The organism is Serratia sp. CY47280 (assembly GCF_052168655.1).
In the GTDB taxonomy this organism is placed as follows: Bacteria; Pseudomonadota; Gammaproteobacteria; order Enterobacterales; family Enterobacteriaceae; genus Serratia; species Serratia bockelmannii.
The window spans coordinates 130,486-147,158 of the sequence record NZ_JBJNMG010000001.1 but is presented as its reverse complement, the minus strand read 5'-3'; the positions used below and the strand labels follow the sequence as shown (position 1 = coordinate 147,158).

Annotated in this window: 13 protein-coding genes; 9 read left to right on the top strand and 4 right to left on the bottom strand. The window is 59.1% G+C overall.

The features are described 5' to 3' along the window. Positions 1-85: 85 nt before the first annotated feature. On the bottom strand, positions 86-364 hold the full coding sequence (gene ychH / locus ACJ8J4_RS00775) for a stress-induced protein YchH (RefSeq protein WP_025302491.1): 279 nt from the start codon (positions 362-364) through the stop codon (positions 86-88). A 301-nt stretch (positions 365-665) separates the two neighbouring features. Here ychH and pth point away from each other — a divergent pair, with 301 nt between their 5' ends. Further along, complete coding sequence (pth, locus tag ACJ8J4_RS00770) at positions 666-1,256, top strand: aminoacyl-tRNA hydrolase (RefSeq protein WP_004941053.1); 591 nt, start codon at positions 666-668, stop codon at positions 1,254-1,256. A gap of 37 nt (positions 1,257-1,293) precedes the next feature. Here pth and ACJ8J4_RS00765 read toward each other — a convergent pair whose 3' ends face one another. Further along, on the bottom strand, positions 1,294-2,823 hold the full coding sequence (locus ACJ8J4_RS00765) for a SulP family inorganic anion transporter (RefSeq protein WP_049204147.1): 1,530 nt from the start codon (positions 2,821-2,823) through the stop codon (positions 1,294-1,296). Positions 2,824-3,157: 334 nt separating this feature from the next. Between ACJ8J4_RS00765 and ychF the strand changes: the two genes are divergently transcribed. The 4 genes from ychF to ACJ8J4_RS00745 all read left to right on the top strand — a co-directional run bounded on the left by ychF (position 3,158) and on the right by ACJ8J4_RS00745 (position 10,554). Then, complete coding sequence (ychF, locus tag ACJ8J4_RS00760) at positions 3,158-4,249, top strand: redox-regulated ATPase YchF (protein WP_025302489.1); 1,092 nt, start codon at positions 3,158-3,160, stop codon at positions 4,247-4,249. 299 nt (positions 4,250-4,548) lie between these two features. Further along, the gene (locus tag ACJ8J4_RS00755) at positions 4,549-5,133 is read left to right on the top strand and encodes a TetR/AcrR family transcriptional regulator (protein ID WP_025302488.1); all 585 of its coding nucleotides are present in this window, start codon (positions 4,549-4,551) and stop codon (positions 5,131-5,133) included. Between the two features lie 917 nt (positions 5,134-6,050). Continuing rightward, positions 6,051-7,217, top strand: a complete 1,167-nt coding sequence (locus tag ACJ8J4_RS00750) for an efflux RND transporter periplasmic adaptor subunit (RefSeq protein ID WP_237651454.1) — start codon at positions 6,051-6,053, stop codon at positions 7,215-7,217. Between the two features lie 10 nt (positions 7,218-7,227). Beyond that, positions 7,228-10,554 (top strand): efflux RND transporter permease subunit, encoded by a 3,327-nt coding sequence (locus ACJ8J4_RS00745; RefSeq protein WP_197835508.1) that lies wholly within the window; start codon positions 7,228-7,230, stop codon positions 10,552-10,554. Positions 10,555-10,608: 54 nt separating this feature from the next. On the opposite strand, the gene ACJ8J4_RS00740 is transcribed toward ACJ8J4_RS00745, so the two are convergent. Further along, a complete protein-coding gene (locus ACJ8J4_RS00740) occupies positions 10,609-11,037 on the bottom strand; it encodes a tautomerase family protein (protein ID WP_043141542.1) in 429 nt (142 codons plus the stop codon). A 155-nt stretch (positions 11,038-11,192) separates the two neighbouring features. On the opposite strand from ACJ8J4_RS00740, the gene ACJ8J4_RS00735 reads away from it, so the two are divergent. Then, a complete protein-coding gene (locus ACJ8J4_RS00735) occupies positions 11,193-11,693 on the top strand; it encodes a winged helix-turn-helix transcriptional regulator (protein WP_089195784.1) in 501 nt (166 codons plus the stop codon). A 1-nt stretch (position 11,694) separates the two neighbouring features. Here the strand turns inward: ACJ8J4_RS00735 and ACJ8J4_RS00730 are convergent, their stop codons facing one another. Beyond that, complete coding sequence (locus ACJ8J4_RS00730) at positions 11,695-12,378, bottom strand: helix-turn-helix transcriptional regulator (RefSeq protein ID WP_230203365.1); 684 nt, start codon at positions 12,376-12,378, stop codon at positions 11,695-11,697. A gap of 375 nt (positions 12,379-12,753) precedes the next feature. Between ACJ8J4_RS00730 and ACJ8J4_RS00725 the strand changes: the two genes are divergently transcribed. The 3 genes from ACJ8J4_RS00725 (at position 12,754) to ACJ8J4_RS00715 (ending at position 16,651) form a co-directional block, all read left to right on the top strand. After that, complete coding sequence (locus ACJ8J4_RS00725; protein ID WP_033640638.1) at positions 12,754-13,287, top strand: fimbrial protein; 534 nt, start codon at positions 12,754-12,756, stop codon at positions 13,285-13,287. 89 nt (positions 13,288-13,376) lie between these two features. Further along, complete coding sequence (locus ACJ8J4_RS00720) at positions 13,377-14,099, top strand: fimbrial biogenesis chaperone (protein ID WP_099817295.1); 723 nt, start codon at positions 13,377-13,379, stop codon at positions 14,097-14,099. A gap of 20 nt (positions 14,100-14,119) precedes the next feature. Further along, positions 14,120-16,651 carry a fimbria/pilus outer membrane usher protein gene (locus tag ACJ8J4_RS00715; protein ID WP_197835506.1) on the top strand — a complete coding sequence of 844 codons (2,532 nt, stop codon included), beginning with the start codon at positions 14,120-14,122 and terminating at the stop codon, positions 16,649-16,651. Positions 16,652-16,673 lie beyond the last annotated feature (22 nt).

Sequence of the window (16,673 nt, the reverse complement as noted above, 5' to 3'; positions counted from 1 at the left end):
CTACTCGTAGTCCAACATGACCTCAGACCTTAATGCACGGCAGATATTCCCTTGCCCTGCTCTTGCTTCCCTTCTGATTTTTTAATCAATGCGACGAACGATGTTGGTCGTTACGGCACCGTTTATCAAAGTGTTTTACCCACCAGTAGCGATCCGCCACCTGCTCGCGGCCGCCTATACGCGCGCCCACCAGCCATAACAGCGCGCCGACGAAGATACTCATGATGGCGCCGTGGGCGAAAAATTGCGGTAAATTGAACTGGGAAACTTCAGCAATAATGGAGTATCCAACGCCGCCGATCATCACGACCAGCCCCAGCCCCATAAAAAAGTTGCCCATTCTGTCCGCGCTTCTACGTTTCATATGCCACCTCCATGATTGCCATGTGCCAACCGGGATAACGCTGCAACTTGTTAACCCACTTTGATAAGTTAAGTATAGTCCTTGTTATGGCAAGGGGATTGCGGAGGCGATCACAAATGGTAAAGAATTATTGACACTTCTTAACACGCCACTGAAAATTAGCAGACAAATTGAATGATTCAGCTAATGAATCATTCGTCTTTCTTACCAACGCCGAAGGCAGAGATCGGATTTTGTCATTCACCGCCCCGACAGGTAGACTAAGGCCCTTTCCATTACCCTGATCATAGTGAATCTCCCAGTGAGCAGTATTAAATTGATAGTCGGCCTGGCCAACCCGGGCGCGGAATACGCCCAGACACGCCACAACGCCGGCGCCTGGTACGTCGATCTGCTGGCACAGCGCCACAATCAGCAGTTGAAAGAAGAGAGCAAGTTCTTCGGCTACACCGCCCGTTTGAATCTGGCAGGCAACGACGTGCGCCTGCTGGTGCCGACCACCTTCATGAACCTGAGCGGCAAAGCGGTGCTGGCGATGGCCAATTTCTACCGCATCGAACCCAACGAGATCCTGGTGGCGCACGACGAGCTGGATCTGCCGCCCGGCGTGGCAAAAATCAAGCTCGGCGGCGGCAACGGCGGCCACAACGGCCTGAAAGACATCCAAAACAAGTTCGGCAATAACCCGAACTTCTACCGCCTGCGCATCGGCATCGGCCATCCGGGCGACAAGAACAAGGTGGTGGGCTTCGTGCTCGGCAAGCCGCCGGCCAGCGAGCAGAAGATGATTGACGAAGCGATCGACGAGTCGCTGCGCTGCACCGAGATGCTGATGAAGGACGGGCTGGAAAAAACCGTTCAGCGCCTGCACAGCTTCAAGGCGCAGGCCTGAACTTTGCCGCAGCGGGCGCCCTGCCCGCTGCCGGCTTTTAGCCGCGCGGGTTGAAGGTCTCCTCGCTCACGCGGCGGTCATCGGCGGCGAACCCCTCTTCCGCCACGTAATACTGCGGATCGTCCAGTTCATGGCTGCAAAACGGCCCGGCGCGCTTGAGCAGGCGCACGCAGTCACCGCTCAGGTGGCGCAGACGAATGCTTTTCCCCGCCGCCAGATAACGCGCCGTCAGCTTATCGATCGCCTCTACGCCGCTGGAATCCATCACCCGGGTGCCAGCAAAGTCCAGCACCACGTTCTGCGGATCGCCTTGCGGCTCGAACAGCTCGGCAAAAGCCGCGGCCGAGCCGAAGAACAGCGGACCATCGAGCCGATACACCGCCACGTCGCCCGTCACCTGCCGCTGGCGCACGCGGATGCGTGCCTGCTGCCAGGCGAACACCAGCGCCGAGATAATCACCCCGCTGATCACCGCCACCGCCAGATCGGTAAAGATGGTGATCAACGTGACGGCGATCATCACCAGCGCGTCCGCCTTCGGCATACGGCGCAAACGGCGCAGCGAACTCCACTCGAAAGTGTTGTAACACACCACCAGCATCACCCCGGCCAGCGCCGCCACTGGCAGCAGGCCGATATAGCGCGACAGGCTAACCACAAATAAAATCAGCAGGATAGCGCCCACAGTGCCGGAGATGCGCCCGCGCCCGCCCGAGGTGAAGTTGATGATCGACTGGCCGATCATCGCACAACCGGCGAAGCAGCCGAACAGGCCGCACACCGCGTTACCGGCGCCCTGCGCGATACTCTCGCGGTTGCCGTTCCCCTTCTTGCCGCCCATTTCATCCAGCACCGTCATGGTCAGCAGCGATTCAATCAAACCGACCAGGGCAATCACTACTGCATAGGGTAGCACCACCCGCACCATCTCCAGGGTAAACGGCGCCGTCGGCAGGCTGAAGTGCGGCAGCGCGCCGGAAATGTCCGCCAGATCGCCCACCCGCAGCGTATGCAGATTGAGGCCGATCGCCAACGCCGAGACCACCAGCAGCGCCGCCAGCGAAGACGGAATGGCTTTGGTCAGGCGCGGGAACAGCACCACCACCGCAATCGCCAGCGCCACCAGGCCGTACATCAGCGGGCCCTGCCCGGCGATCATCTTCAACTGCGCCAGCATGATGACGATCGCCAGACCGTTGACGAAGCCGTGGATCGCCGGCAGCGGCACCAGACGAATGAACTTGCCCAGCCGAAAGGCCCCGATCAGGATTTGAATCCCCCCGGCAAACAGCGTGGCCCACAGTACGTAACCCATGCCGTACTGCGCCGCCAGGCTCATCAGCACCACCACAATGGAACCTGCGGCGCCGGAAACCATGCCCGGCTTGCCGCCGAACAGCGCCGTGACCAGGCCGATAATAAACGCGGTATGCAAACCGACGATCGGCGAAAGACCGGCGACCAGCGAAAAGCCGACCGCCTCGGGGATCATCGAAACCGCCACCACAAAGCCCGCCAGGACTTCATTTTTAACGTCCGCGATCCTGACGTTACTCAGGTTAAACATGCATTATTCACTTATGACAGATGACATCATCTCCCCGCGTAGCGGGTATGGGGTACCGCAAGGGGCGGCAGACTGCAGGCGGGCACAGCTCAGGGTGGCGTAGGCAAGAAATACATCCGGCGCGTTTCCTGTCGGTTAATCGGAACGGCCAGTATGGGTAAATGTGATCCAAATCTCAATCAAAAACCGGTCGCCCGCGCTGCACTCGCCCCAGCCAAGCAAGTCTGATCGAGATAAACGCCCATTACGTGTATAATGGCGGCATTATTTTGCCCTTTATGCAGTTGGTTAAATATAACCGACTGATAGTTAAGATATTTAAGGTGATTACAACATGGGATTCAAATGCGGTATCGTCGGCCTGCCTAACGTAGGCAAATCCACCCTGTTCAACGCGTTGACCAAAGCGGGCATTGAAGCAGCCAACTTCCCGTTCTGCACCATTGAACCGAACACCGGTGTGGTGCCGATGCCCGATCCGCGTCTGGATAAGCTGGCCGAGATCGTCAAGCCGCAGCGCATTCTGCCGACCACCATGGAATTCGTCGACATCGCCGGCCTGGTGAAAGGCGCGTCCAAGGGTGAAGGCCTGGGCAACCAGTTCCTGACCAACATCCGCGAAACCGAAGCCATCGGCCACGTGGTGCGCTGCTTCGAGAACGACAACATCATCCACGTCAACAACAAGGTCGATCCGGCCGAAGACATCGACGTGATCAACACCGAGCTGGCGCTGTCTGACCTGGACACCTGCGAGCGCGCCATCCACCGCGTGCAGAAGAAAGCCAAAGGCGGCGACAAAGACGCCAAAGCCGAGCTGGCGGCGCTGGAGAAATGTCTGCCGCACCTGGAAAACGCCGGCATGCTGCGCGCACTGGATCTGACCGATGAAGACAAGGCGGCGATCAAATACCTGAGCTTCCTGACGCTGAAGCCGACCATGTACATCGCCAACGTCAACGAAGACGGCTTCGAGAACAACCCGTACCTGGACACCGTGCGTAAAATCGCCGACGCCGAAGGCTCCGTGGTGGTTGCCGTGTGCGCCGCCGTGGAATCCGACATCGCCGAGCTGGAAGACGAAGAGCGCGACGAGTTCATGGCCGAACTGGGCCTGGAAGAGCCGGGTCTGAACCGCGTGATCCGCGCCGGTTATGAACTGCTGAACCTGCAAACCTACTTCACCGCCGGCGTGAAAGAAGTGCGCGCCTGGACCATCCCGGTGGGCGCCACCGCCCCGCAGGCGGCCGGCAAGATCCACACCGACTTCGAGAAAGGCTTTATCCGCGCCCAAACCATCTCCTATGACGATTTCATCACCTACAAGGGTGAGCAAGGCGCCAAAGAAGCCGGCAAAATGCGCTCCGAAGGTAAAGACTACATCGTCAAAGACGGCGACGTAATGAACTTCTTGTTTAACGTCTAAGCCTCTCTCCGCAGCGCTTTTCTGCGCTGCCGGAAACGGAAAAATCCACGCTTCGGCGTGGATTTTTTTTGTCTCCAGGGCCTGCGTTTTGGCAACCAGGACGCTGTCTCACCCTCCCGGTTCTTTCCCACTGAACGATCTTCGCCGTACGTTTTATTGCGCCCTTCATGACGGCATTATCCGCATCGCTGCACGAAAAATGGCTCTCGTGTTGATACTTTGTCCTACAGGAAAAAGCTTGTCATCTTCCGTTGCAGTCTTATAATGAGTGTTTACTCACTTATTAAAGGAGCCTCAAAGTGGCCCGTCCCCGCAGTGAAGAAAAGCAGCAGGCGCTCTTGCAGGCCGCCACCGACATTTTTGCCGAACAAGGATTAGCGGCGCCCACATCGGCCATCGCCAGGAAGGCTGGCGTCTCGGAGGGTACGCTGTTCCGCTACTTTGAAAATAAGGACGTACTGCTGAGCGCAGTCTGCGACTACCTGCTTGATGAAATGGAGTGCCTGCTGACGCAAAGCTTACAGGGCGTTTTGCCGGGTAAAGATCACATGCAGGCCGCCTGGGATGCCTACATTGACTGGGCGCTCGCCAATCCCGCCGCGTATGCGACAGGAAACAAATTGATGGTCTCCGGCAAGTTATCCAGCGCGCAGAGGGAAAGAAGCGTACGGTTCGGTGATATTTCCCAACTGGGTATTCCGTTGGTCCAGGGGCTGGATTTACCGCAGTCGAGCGAGTTTCAGGGCATGATCTGCACGGTAATGGCCAATGGCGTTATCGATATGGCCGTTCAAAAACCTCACCTGCTGGATATTTACAAACGCGCAGGTTATGAAGCCATGATGCGAGCCATTGAGCTTCCTGACGTTCATACAGCCATCTAGCTTCTTTTTTTAATTATATAATGAGTGCGTACTCACGCATTAAAAAGACACGACAATCATGCCACTCGTTTCAAAACTAAAAATGCTGCGAACACGGGCCTATCCAAGGCTCCGCCGACTCATATTCGTTTCTCTTATTCTCAGCGTGTCTTTGATCCTCTGCGCTTGCGCAACCGCACCTGCATCAGACCGTTTGTCAGGAACCCAGCATGTTCCAACAACATGGCGGGCCTCCCTGCCTGGCTCAGCGCACGTGTCTGTGTGGAATGCATGGCCCCCCGCCCGAAATGAATCCGGCGCCCGGCGCTTGCGCGCTCCGGCCGGCAAGCCCAGTCACGTAGAGAATGAGCGCGCAGCAAAAACGCCAGTTGCGCGCGCAAATTTGGAGTGCGTTCAAGCGTTATGGAATGACGCCCGCAAACTGGTTGCGACAGAGGCTGCGGCCCTCTATTACGCCTCGCGTACCTGCCGGCGACAACACGCGTTCTCTACCCAAAGCGCGCCATTGCCTGAATCCTTCGAATGGGCGATACAAACGCCCCCTCGCCGGGCGTCTCAATCTGCTCAGAAGGAAGTCGCCGGTCGTGGCAAGACCGCTGCCGATGGAAGCGGGATCAACCGCCACACAACCAAGCATTCGGTTCCCTGGACGTTGGATCTATCGCGCGTGGATACCGATCCCGGTGAAAGTGTGGCGGGTTGGCAGGCTGAACCGCATGAGCATCATAGCCGCGTGCGATCGACAGTGCGGAAGTGGATACGGCGTCTGTTCACTTCGTCAGAGCGAGCAATGCTTCAACGCCAGGCTGAACCGCTGCAGGACAGCGCCGTATTCGTTTGAAATTCAATACAGAGCAATACATCGCCGCGCCGCTGGCGACAGGTTCGACAAATCATTCACCTTATGGGTTCTCCCGATGACACAACTGATAGCTAAAAACACGCGTCCCCGCTTTTGGTCTTTGCGGACCCTGCATGCAGCCGTGCTGGCGATGCCGATTGCCGCCGCCTTATCGGCCTGCGATACGCCGGCGGACAAGGTTGCCCCACCGGCAGATAAACCGACGCTGACAGTGACCCTGACAACGCCGGCAAGACAGTCCCTTTCCCGCACCGTCACGGCCAATGGCTCTGTTGCGGCCTGGCAAGAGGCGATCATCAGCCCGGAAGCCAATGGGCTGCGCGTGCAAAAACTGTTGGTGCAGGAAGGGGATGTGGTGCGCCAGGGCCAACCGCTGGCGGAATTTACACGCGACTCCGTGATGAATGACTGGCTGCTGGCGAAAGCCGATCTCAACGAAGCGAAAGCAGTCGCGTTGAATGCGCAAGCGGATGGAAAACGCGCGCGATTGCTGCGCGGTGTCGGCAGCCTGAGTGAACAGGATATCCAAAAACTGTTAACCCAGGAAAAGACGGCGCAGGCGCGTCTGGAGTCGGCGAAAGCACGCATGGCGGCCCAGCAGTTGCGACTGGACCAGACGATATTGCGCGCCCCCGATGACGGCATCATCTCCGCGCGATCGGCCACGATCGGTTCAGTTCCTATGCAAAGCACTGAAATGTTCCGCCTGATCCGCCAGGGAAAATTTGAATGGCGAGCGGAATTGTCGGCGCAGCAGCTGGAACAAATCCAACCGGGGCAAAAAGCGCAGATCGCTTCACCTGGCGGTAACACCTGGGAAGGCGTCGTACGCCTGGCCGCCCCCACCGTCAATTCAACCTCGCGCCGTGGGATTGCCTATGTGGACATCCTCCCATCGACAGCGAAGAACGCCTCTCCCATTCGGCCCGGCACGTATGCCAGCGGTCTGATTACGGTCGGCGATCGGCAAGGGCTGACCGTGCCGCAATCCGCCGTCGTGGCGCGCGACGGTTTTCACCTGGTGTTCACCGTAGATGACGAGATGCGTGCACATCCGCTTAAAGTCGCGGTAGGCCGTCTGGTGAATGACCAGCAGGAGATCCTGTCCGGTCTTCAAGGCGCGGAACGCATCGTCGCCAGCGGCGGCGTATTCCTCAATGAGGGCGATAAAGTCCAATTGGCCAACACCACCGATGCTTCCCACTCATCGGAAGCGCGCTAAGAGGCCCATCATGAATATCTCTACCTGGTCCATTCGCAACCCCATTCCGTCTATCTTGCTCTTTGTCATCTTGAGCGTTGCCGGCTTTTATTCTTTCAAATTGATGAAGATCCAGAGCTTCCCGGACATGGATGTGCCTACGGTGACCGTGTCCGCTTCTCTTCCGGGCGCTGCGCCGCCCCAGCTCGAAACGGAGGTGGCGCGCAAGCTGGAGGACACCGTCTCTTCGGTGCAGGGATTGAAGAACTTGCGTACCACGATCCAGGACGGGCTGGTCGATATCTCAGCGGAGTTTCGTCTGGAAAAACCCGTTCAGGAAGCGGTGGATGAAGTCCGGTCAGCCGTGCAAAGCATTCGCACCGAGTTGCCGACGGATTTACGTGATCCTATCGTTCGCAAGCTCAACATCACGGGCAAACCTATCCTGGCCTTTTCCATCAGCGCCAGCAAGATGGATGAGAATGAGCTGTCCTGGTTCGTGGACAATACCCTGTCGCGGCGTCTGAGAGGCGTCGCCGGCGTAGGGTCGGTCACCCGTGTGGGCGGCGTGAACCGCGAGATCCAAGTCGAACTCGATCCGGTCAAACTGGAGGCGATTGGCGCCACCGCTGCCGAGGTTTCCCGCCAGTTGCGCGATGTACAGATGGACGCGACGGGCGGGCGAGTCGATCTGGGGCGGGGAAAACAGCCGCTGCGTTTGGTCGCCCGCGTCAAGAACGTGGATGAACTAGCCGCGGTGGAACTGTCGTTGCCCGGCGGGCAACGTTTTCGCCTGGACGACGTGGCGACGCTGAAAGACACCATTGCGGAACGCAGTTCACTTGCGCTACTCAACGGCAAGAAGGTGGTGGGCTTTGAGATCACGCGCGCCAAAGGCGCCGGTGAAGTCGAGGTCGGCAACAAGGTGGAGAAAGTTCTGGCGCAGTTGCGCACGGAGCGGCCTGATTTGCACATCACGCAGGTCTTCGACTTTGTACGGCCTGTGCAAGAGGAGTTCGACGCCTCCATGCACATGATCTATGAAGGCGCCATTCTCGCTATCCTGGTGGTCTTCATGTTTCTGCGCGATATCCGGGCGACGCTGATCTCGGCGGCGGCGTTGCCCCTGTCGATTTTACCGGCCTTCATCGGTATGGACATGATGGGCTTTTCGCTCAGTATCGTCACGCTGCTGGCGCTGTCGCTGGTGATTGGCCTGTTGGTGGATGATGCCATCGTCGAAGTGGAGAACATCGAACGCCACATCGGCATGGGTAAACCGCCGTACCAGGCCGCGATGGATGCCGCATCGGAAATCGGCCTGGCCGTCGTCGCCACGACATTTGCCTTGATCGCCGTTTTCCTGCCGACGGCCTTCATGTCCGGCGTTGCCGGAAGATTCTTCACGCAGTTTGGATGGACGGCGGCGCTGGCGGTGTTTGCCTCGCTGGTTGTGGCGCGCTTGCTGACGCCAATGATGGCCGCCTACCTGATGAAGCCGCATACGCGCCCTCAGCGCGATCCTGTCTGGATGGCGCTCTACCTGCGCGCCTGCCGGTGGACGCTGCGGCACCGCGGGCTCACCCTGGCGCTGGCCGGCGGGTTCTTTATTGGCTCTCTGATGCTTATTCCTCTGCTGCCCCAGGGCTTTTTCCCTGCAGATGACAACTCCCAGACGCAGGTGACGTTGGAACTGCCGCCAGGGAGCACGCTGGAACAAACCCAGGCCATGGCAGAACTCGCTCGGCATCGCCTGGCGCCCATCCCACATATCCGTAACATCTATACCACCATCGGTGGCGGTGCAACGGGCGGCGATGTCATGGCTTCCGATGGGAAAACCGATGTTCGCATGGCAACGCTGACGGTGTTGTTGGATGCGCGTCAAGCGCGCCCGAAGAAGCAGGTCATCGAAGGCGAGATACGCACGGCAATGGCAGCACTTCCGGGGGTGCGCAGCAAAGTGGGGTTTGGCGGCTCAGGTGAAAAATACCAGTTGGTGTTGGCCGGCGATGATCCCCAGCTGCTGGCTAAGGCGGCCGATGCCGTATTAAGCGATCTGCGGCAGCTCCCCGGCCTCGGTAACATTACCTCCAGTGCCGGGCTGGCGCGCAGCGAAATCCTCCTGCAACCCAATTTCGCCAAAGCGGCCGATCTTGGGGTATCGGGCGTCGCTATTGCCGATACTTTGCGTATTGCGACCGTAGGCGACTACGATCAGTTCCTGTCAAAATTCAACGTGGAGCAGCGCCAGATCCCGATCGTCGTCAAGCTGTCAAAAGACATCCGTGAGGATATGGGATTACTTGAACGTTTGACCGTACCCGGTGCCAGAGGCCCGGTGCTGCTCAATCAGATCGTCAACATTGAGCAAGGCAGTGGACCGGCGCAGATCAGTCGCATCAATCGCACGCGCAGCGTGACCCTTGACGTAGAACTGTCGGGCACCCAACTCGGGGATCTGGCCGCTCAGGTGGCGAAGCTGCCGTCAATCCAGAATCTGCCGGTCGGCGTGCACCAGGTTGTGCAGGGTGATGACGAAATGATGAAGGAACTGTTTGCCGGTTTCGGCACGGCTATGGTCGCCGGGATCCTGGCCATCTATATCGTGCTGGTTCTGCTGTTCAAAGACTTCTTCCAACCGATCACCATCCTGGCCGCGCTCCCACTGTCATTGGGCGGCGCATTCGTTGGGTTACTGTTGGCGGGGCAGTCTTTCTCGATGTCATCCCTGATCGGGTTAATCATGTTGATGGGGATTGCGACCAAAAACTCGATACTGCTGGTCGATTATGCGATCGAGTCACGTCGCGGCCACATCGGTCCGAATGGCGAAGTGCTCAATAAACCCATGAGCCGAACGGAAGCGCTGATTGATGCCTGCCACAAACGTTCCCGCCCCGTCATCATGACCACGTTAGCGATGGGGGCAGGCATGTTGCCTGTGGCTCTGGGTTTCGGCAGTGCCGACCCCAGCTTCCGCAGCCCGATGGCGGTGGCCGTCATCGGAGGATTGATTACATCCACCGTGCTGAGCCTGCTGGTTATCCCTGTCGTTTATACCCTGATTGACGATCTTGAAAACTGGCTGCGCAAGTTGCCTAGCCTGCTGGCACGCAGCAAGAATCTGAGTGGTAGGAAAAAAGCCGGGTTTTCCATGCTTTTCGTGGTTCTGCTGTATTGGCTTGCCTTCCCTGTCATTCCGTTCCTCGACATCCCCTACAAGATTGTCGTTGTCTCTACGCTTGTTGTGGTCGGTGAAACCTTGTTTGTCATTGCCATCGCCCTGCTGGGCAAAGAGTATTGGGGCCAGATCAAACACTGGTTGCGGCAGAAGGTCTTTAAGCGAAAAGGCTAAGCGCTGATAACGGTTCGCGGTGGCGAAAAGCGTTTTGCCGCCGCCGCTCCCCCATCAACTTCCCTCCCACGCCGAAGGCCGATTCTCGCTGCGCCACTTCTCGCCTGCCGCCGTCCCCGGCGCCGGCGGTTTTAATCCGTCAATCGTCCACAGCGAGAACGGCGTTTCGTCCACGTGCAGTTCCCAGCGCAACCCGCGGGCGGCGATGTAGGGGTGCAGGATGCGGGTGCAGGCCGCCAGGAATTGCTGCTGCTCTGCGTCGTTGTCCATGGCGCGCGCGATATGGTCGATGGTCACCCGCACGAAATCATCGGCCGGTTCGCCGCCGAGATAGGCCGAACCTGGCGGCAGCGCGTGGAAGAACACGTTGACGTAAAAGCGCGGCAAAAAGTCCTGATACAGGGCAGTGACCTTCTGCGCAATCGCGCGTTTATCGGCGGCGCTGAAGGCCGGCTCAGGGTGGTAAATCTGCCACAGTGGCATCGCGTTGTCTCCTAGGGTTTCCGGCCGGCGCTCAGGCCATCAGCCGCTGTTAATGATAAACTCCAATAATAAGAGTAATAACTCCAATTATTGAAGTTATCAAGCCGAGGCGATAACATTCTCGGCAATCAGGCGGCAAGCGGAGGTAAAGCAACGTGAAAGCAAAAGGGTTTGAAGGCATGACGTGCTCGGTGGCGCACGTGCTGTCGGCATTGGGCGATCGCTGGGGCGCTATTCTCATGCGCGATCTGCTGCTGGGGCTCTCGCGCTATGACGATCTGCGCCACTCGACCGGCATCACCAACAATACGCTGGCCGACCGGCTCAAGGCCCTGGAAAGCCACGGCCTTATCGAAAAGCGGCAATACCAAACGCGCCCCGCTCGTTATGAGTATCTGCCGACGGAGAAGGGAAAAGATCTCGGGCTGCTGGTGATGGCGATGATTCAGATTGGCGACAAATGGAATCTGTCCGAGCTGGCCGGGCCGCCGCTGCGCGTGGTTGACCGCGTAACCGGCCACCCCGCCACCCTGCGCGCGGTGGATGCCGTGACCGGCGAATCGCTGCCGGCGCAAAACCTGGCGCTGGCGGCCGGGCCGGGCGCCGACGAAATGACGCAATGGCGGCTGGCCGTCGGCCAAGCCCCTTCGTTGTGATCTACAGCAGCGCAATCATTTTCAGCAATTCCACCCGATTGCGGATGCCGAACTTCTTGCCGGCATTGTTGAGGTGCGAATAAACGGTTTTCGGGTGCAAATTCAGTCGCCGCGCGGTCAGGCGGATATCTTCCGTACGGGCCGTTTCACACAGCACCGCCGCCTCGCCGGGCGTGATCGCCGCCGCCTGATGCCTGTTCAGCGCGCGCCGTTCGCCCGCCTTTTCCCGGCGGCTCAGCGCCGCGCAGGTCTCCCGCACCACCTGCAACGCTTCCCGTTTGTGCAAAATCGCATCCGGCTGCGCCGCCGCGATAAATGCCAGGATCAGCGGCGAAGTCTTATCGACGAAGAACAATATCCGGACATTTTTATATTCAGCGCGGCAAAGGTGAATAAACGTCAAATAGGCTTCGAACCGATAAATTTCATGGGGAAAATCCATGATAATTAAATCAGGCGCCGGGCTTATATTTTTAATAATATTAATATTGGGAGAGGATAAGGTTATCACCCCACCGCCCAATAAAGTTTTCATACCTAACCGGCACAACGACGAACCGTCGATATAAATCACTCTCACTTTAATTCTCCTTATCAGCATGAAAACATGCTTCCACACCTCAGGCGGCTTGTCGCTGCTCTTTTTTGGGGTAATTCGCCTGCAAAGCACACCGATATAAAACATCTTGATAACATGTTTTTCAAATAATCACGCAACAGCCAGTGCATTGATTAATACGCAAAAAAGGCATGAATGTTTCAAAATATTTCATTCACAAAAACTGACAACTCAATAAAAACGCAACGTAATGATATAGATCTATTTTCTATTTCTCAGGACATAAGCATAAATGAAAGAAAATGTAACAATCAACACCCTCGCCTTATTGTCTTATTCAAAACATCTATAGGGAAAATTCTTAGTTTGCTAGGATGAAAATCCATGTTTGCCGACGCGTTTAAAAAACAATTGCGCAACATGATTAACCAACAACCGTACGACAGTAATTTATTACTGCCAGGAAAGCTTTTCTCCAAAGTAAATTAAAGGGCATTTCACATGAATGTTAAATTAGTCGCATTATCCATGCTGGCTCTCTCCGGCGCCTGTGCGGCCGCTTCGTCCAATACGGTGCAATTTAAAGGCGAAGTCAGCACGCAAACCTGTTCGGTGAATATTAACGGCAACCAATCCAACCCGGTCGTTCTGCTGCCGACCGTCGCCGCCAGCAAGCTCGCCGCCAAAGGCGCCACCGCCGGCGACACCACCTTCACCGTCAACGTGACCGGCTGTGCGGCGGCAACCAGCGATACGGCGATCAAAACCGTGCTGGCGGGCAACAACCCAACCACCAACGGCAACCTGGGCAACGCGGGCGATGCGGCCAAAGTGTCCATCCAACTGCTGGACAGCGACGCCACCACGCCGCTGTCGTTCGCCAGCGGTTCGACCGTCACTACCTCTGCGATGACGCTGGCGAAAGACGCCACCTCCACCTCGCAGAACCTGGTGGCCCGCTACTACGCGGAAGACACCGGCGTGGCGGCCGGTTCGGTGATCGCCACCGCACAGTTCGCCATTAGCTATAAATAAGCCGGCGTCAGGCGCCATACCTGTTGATGCCAGCGCCGCCCTTAGCCAGGCGGCGCTGAATAACTCGCTCCCTTTATCGGTTCACGTTTATGCCGCAGATAACCCGCTCCGCCCACCGATGGGCCGCCCTGTCGCTTTGCCTGATAAGTTTTGCCGCTACCCACGCGTCGGCCAGCGTGACGCTGCTCGGCAACCGAGTGATCTACCCCGCCGAGGCACGGGAAAAAACGCTGCAGTTCACCAACGACGACGGCACCCCGGCGCTGATGCAGATCTGGCTCGACATCAATAACCCCAAATCCACGCCGGAAAACGCCGATGCGCCCTTTGTCGCCTCGCCGCAAATCTTCCGCATGAATCCGCACAGCGGGCAGATGGTGCGGCTGTCGTTCGTCGGCCAGCCGCTGCCGCGCGATCGCGAATCGCTGTTCTACCTCAACTTCCTGCAGGTGCCCGCGGTGCGCCAGACGGACAGCGACAAGAACAAACTGCTGCTGGTGGTCACCAATCGGCTGAAGGTGTTCTATCGCCCCGCCGGGCTGTCCGGTGACGCCAACCACGTTATCGATCGGCTCAGCCTGCGCCAGGCCGGCAACGCGCTGCACGTCGACAACCCGACCGGCTACTACGCCAACGTCAGCCAGGCCGCGATCCTCAGCGGCGCGAAACGCACCGTGATCCCGCAGGCGGATCTGATCCCGCCGTTTTCGCAGGCCAGCTGGCCGGTGAACGGGGAGGTGCGGCAGGTCGCACTGCGCGTCATCAATGACTATGGGGTGGAAATCACACGCACCCTGAACGTCGCGCGCTGAAACCAGACAGGGAGGTTTTCATGTTCGATGCTCGCAAGGCGACGCCGCTGCCCGCACGCTGGTATTGCGCGCTGCTGGCGCTGCCACTGGGCTGCGCCGCCGCCGATGGCTACACCTTCGATCCCGCGCTGCTACGCGGCAGCGTGCTGAGCAACAGCGCCCTGAGTCAATTCAACCAACAGGACGCCGTCGCCCCCGGCAGCTATCAGATCGATCTGTACCTCAACGGCCAGTTTCTCGAGCGCGATCAAATTCGCTTCGTGCGTGAAGGCAAGCAGGTACTGCCCTGTTTCGATCGGCCGCAGCTGACGCGCTTCGGGCTGAAAAATCCGCCGATGCCCCAAACAGCATGCCTGCTACCCGGCCGGGATTTGAAGGACATTACGGTGAACGCCGATATCTCGCGGCTGCGGCTGGATCTGAGCATTCCGCAGGCGCTGTTGAACGGCCAGCCGCGCGGCAGCGTCAATCCCGCCAGCCTGGACAGCGGCGAATCGATGGCCTTCGTCAATTACAACCTCAACCAGTACCACGTCAGCTACCGACAGGGGCAAACCCGCGATCTCGACTCGACCTACGCCAACCTGAACGGCGGGTTCAACCTCGGGCTATGGCGCTACCGCCAGCAGTCCAGCTACCGCTACGATCGGGAGTTCGGCGGCCACCTGGACACCAGCCGCCGCTACGTGCAGCGCGCGATCTTGCCCTGGCGCAGCGAAATGCTGTTGGGCGAAGGCTTTACCGACGGGCACTTCTTCTCCGGCCTGGGCTTTCGCGGCATTCAGCTCAGTTCAGACGACCGCATGCTGCCGGATTCACAGCGCGGCTATGCGCCGGTGGTGCGCGGCGTGGCAAAAAGTAATGCGCGAGTGACGGTGCTGCAGGGCAAAAGCACGCTGTATGAAACCACCGTCGCGCCGGGGCCGTTCGCCATCAACGATCTGTACGCCACCAACTACGCCGGCGATCTCACCGTGGTGGTGACGGAAGCCGACGGCAGCGTCAGCACCTTCACCGTGCCGTTCGCCGCGGTGCCGGAATCCATCCGCCCCGGCCAGTCGCGCTACTCCGCGATCGTCGGCCGTTCCCGCTACGTCGGCGACAACGATCTGTTCAGCGAAGTGACCTGGCAGCACGGCCTGACCAACGCCCTGACCTTCAACCTCGGCAACCAGCTGGCGGACGGCTACCAGGCGATGATGCTGGGCGGCGTGTACAGCAGCTGGCTGGGCGCCTTCGGCATGGATACCACCTATTCCCACGCCAGCCTGCCGGACGGCGGCGCCTCCGGCTGGATGCTGCACCTCTCTTACAGCCGAACCTTCAGCCCGACGGACACCACCTTATCCATCGCCGGCTACCGCTACTCTACTGAAGGCTTTCGCGATCTCAGCGACGTGCTCGGCGTACGGCGCGCCGCCACTACCGGCCAAAACTGGCAGTCCGACTCCTACCGCCAGCGTTCGCGTTTCGAGGTGGCCGTCAATCAGGGAATGGGGGCATTCGGCAGCCTGACGATGTCCGGCTCGACCCAGGACTACCGCGATCAGCGCGGCCGCGACAATCAGCTCCAACTGGGCTGGGGAAAAACCTTCGGCAACGGCGTGGCGCTTAACCTCTCCGTCACGCGCACCCGCAGCCTGGGCGACAGCAGCGGCGACTACCGCGGCTACGGGCCACTGGATAACGTCTACAGCGCGCCGCTGACACAGAACACGCAAACCGTCACCGCCCTGTCGCTGAGCTTCCCGCTCGGACGTTCATCATCCGCCCCCAGCGTCTCGCTGTTGGCCAACCACAGCCAGGGTCAGGGCGGCAACTATCAGGCTGCGCTGTCGGGCAGCGTCGGCGACGAGCAGCCGGTCAGCTACGGCCTGAACTTCACCACCGACGACGATCGCCAACAAAGCATCTGGGGCGGCAACCTGCAAACCCGCCTGCCTTACGCCAACGTCACCGGCTCGTTCTCCACCGCGCGCCAGTACCGACAAGGCTCCCTGTCGCTGCAGGGCGCCGTGGTGGCGCACCGCGGCGGCGTGACATTAGGACCGTATGTCGGCGATACCTTCGCCCTGATCGATGCGCCCGGCGCCAGCGGCGCACGGGTGATGGACGGCCAGGGCGCGCGCGTCGATAGCTTCGGCTACGCCCTGGCGCCGTCGCTAGTGCCCTATCACTACAACACCGTCGCGCTGAACCCCGAAGGCATGAACGACAAAGCGGAACTGGAAGACGGCCAGCGCCGCGTCGCCCCGTACGCCGGCGCCACGGTGCGCCTGCACTTCAACACCGTGCGCGGCCAGGCGCTGCTGATCACCGCGCAGCGGCCCGATAACGCACCGATCCCGATGGGCGCCAACGTCCTTGACGCGGCAGGCAACAGCGTGGGCATGGTCGGCCAGGCCAATCAGGTGTATCTGCGCAGCGACCGGAATGCCGGTGTGCTGACGCTGAACTGGGGCGACGCGCCCAGCCAACAGTGCATGCTGCATTACCGCTTGCCCGCCGGGGAAGACGGACCGATTCAGCGGCTCAGCGCCCCATGTCGCTAGCCCATTAAACTTATTCTCAGGA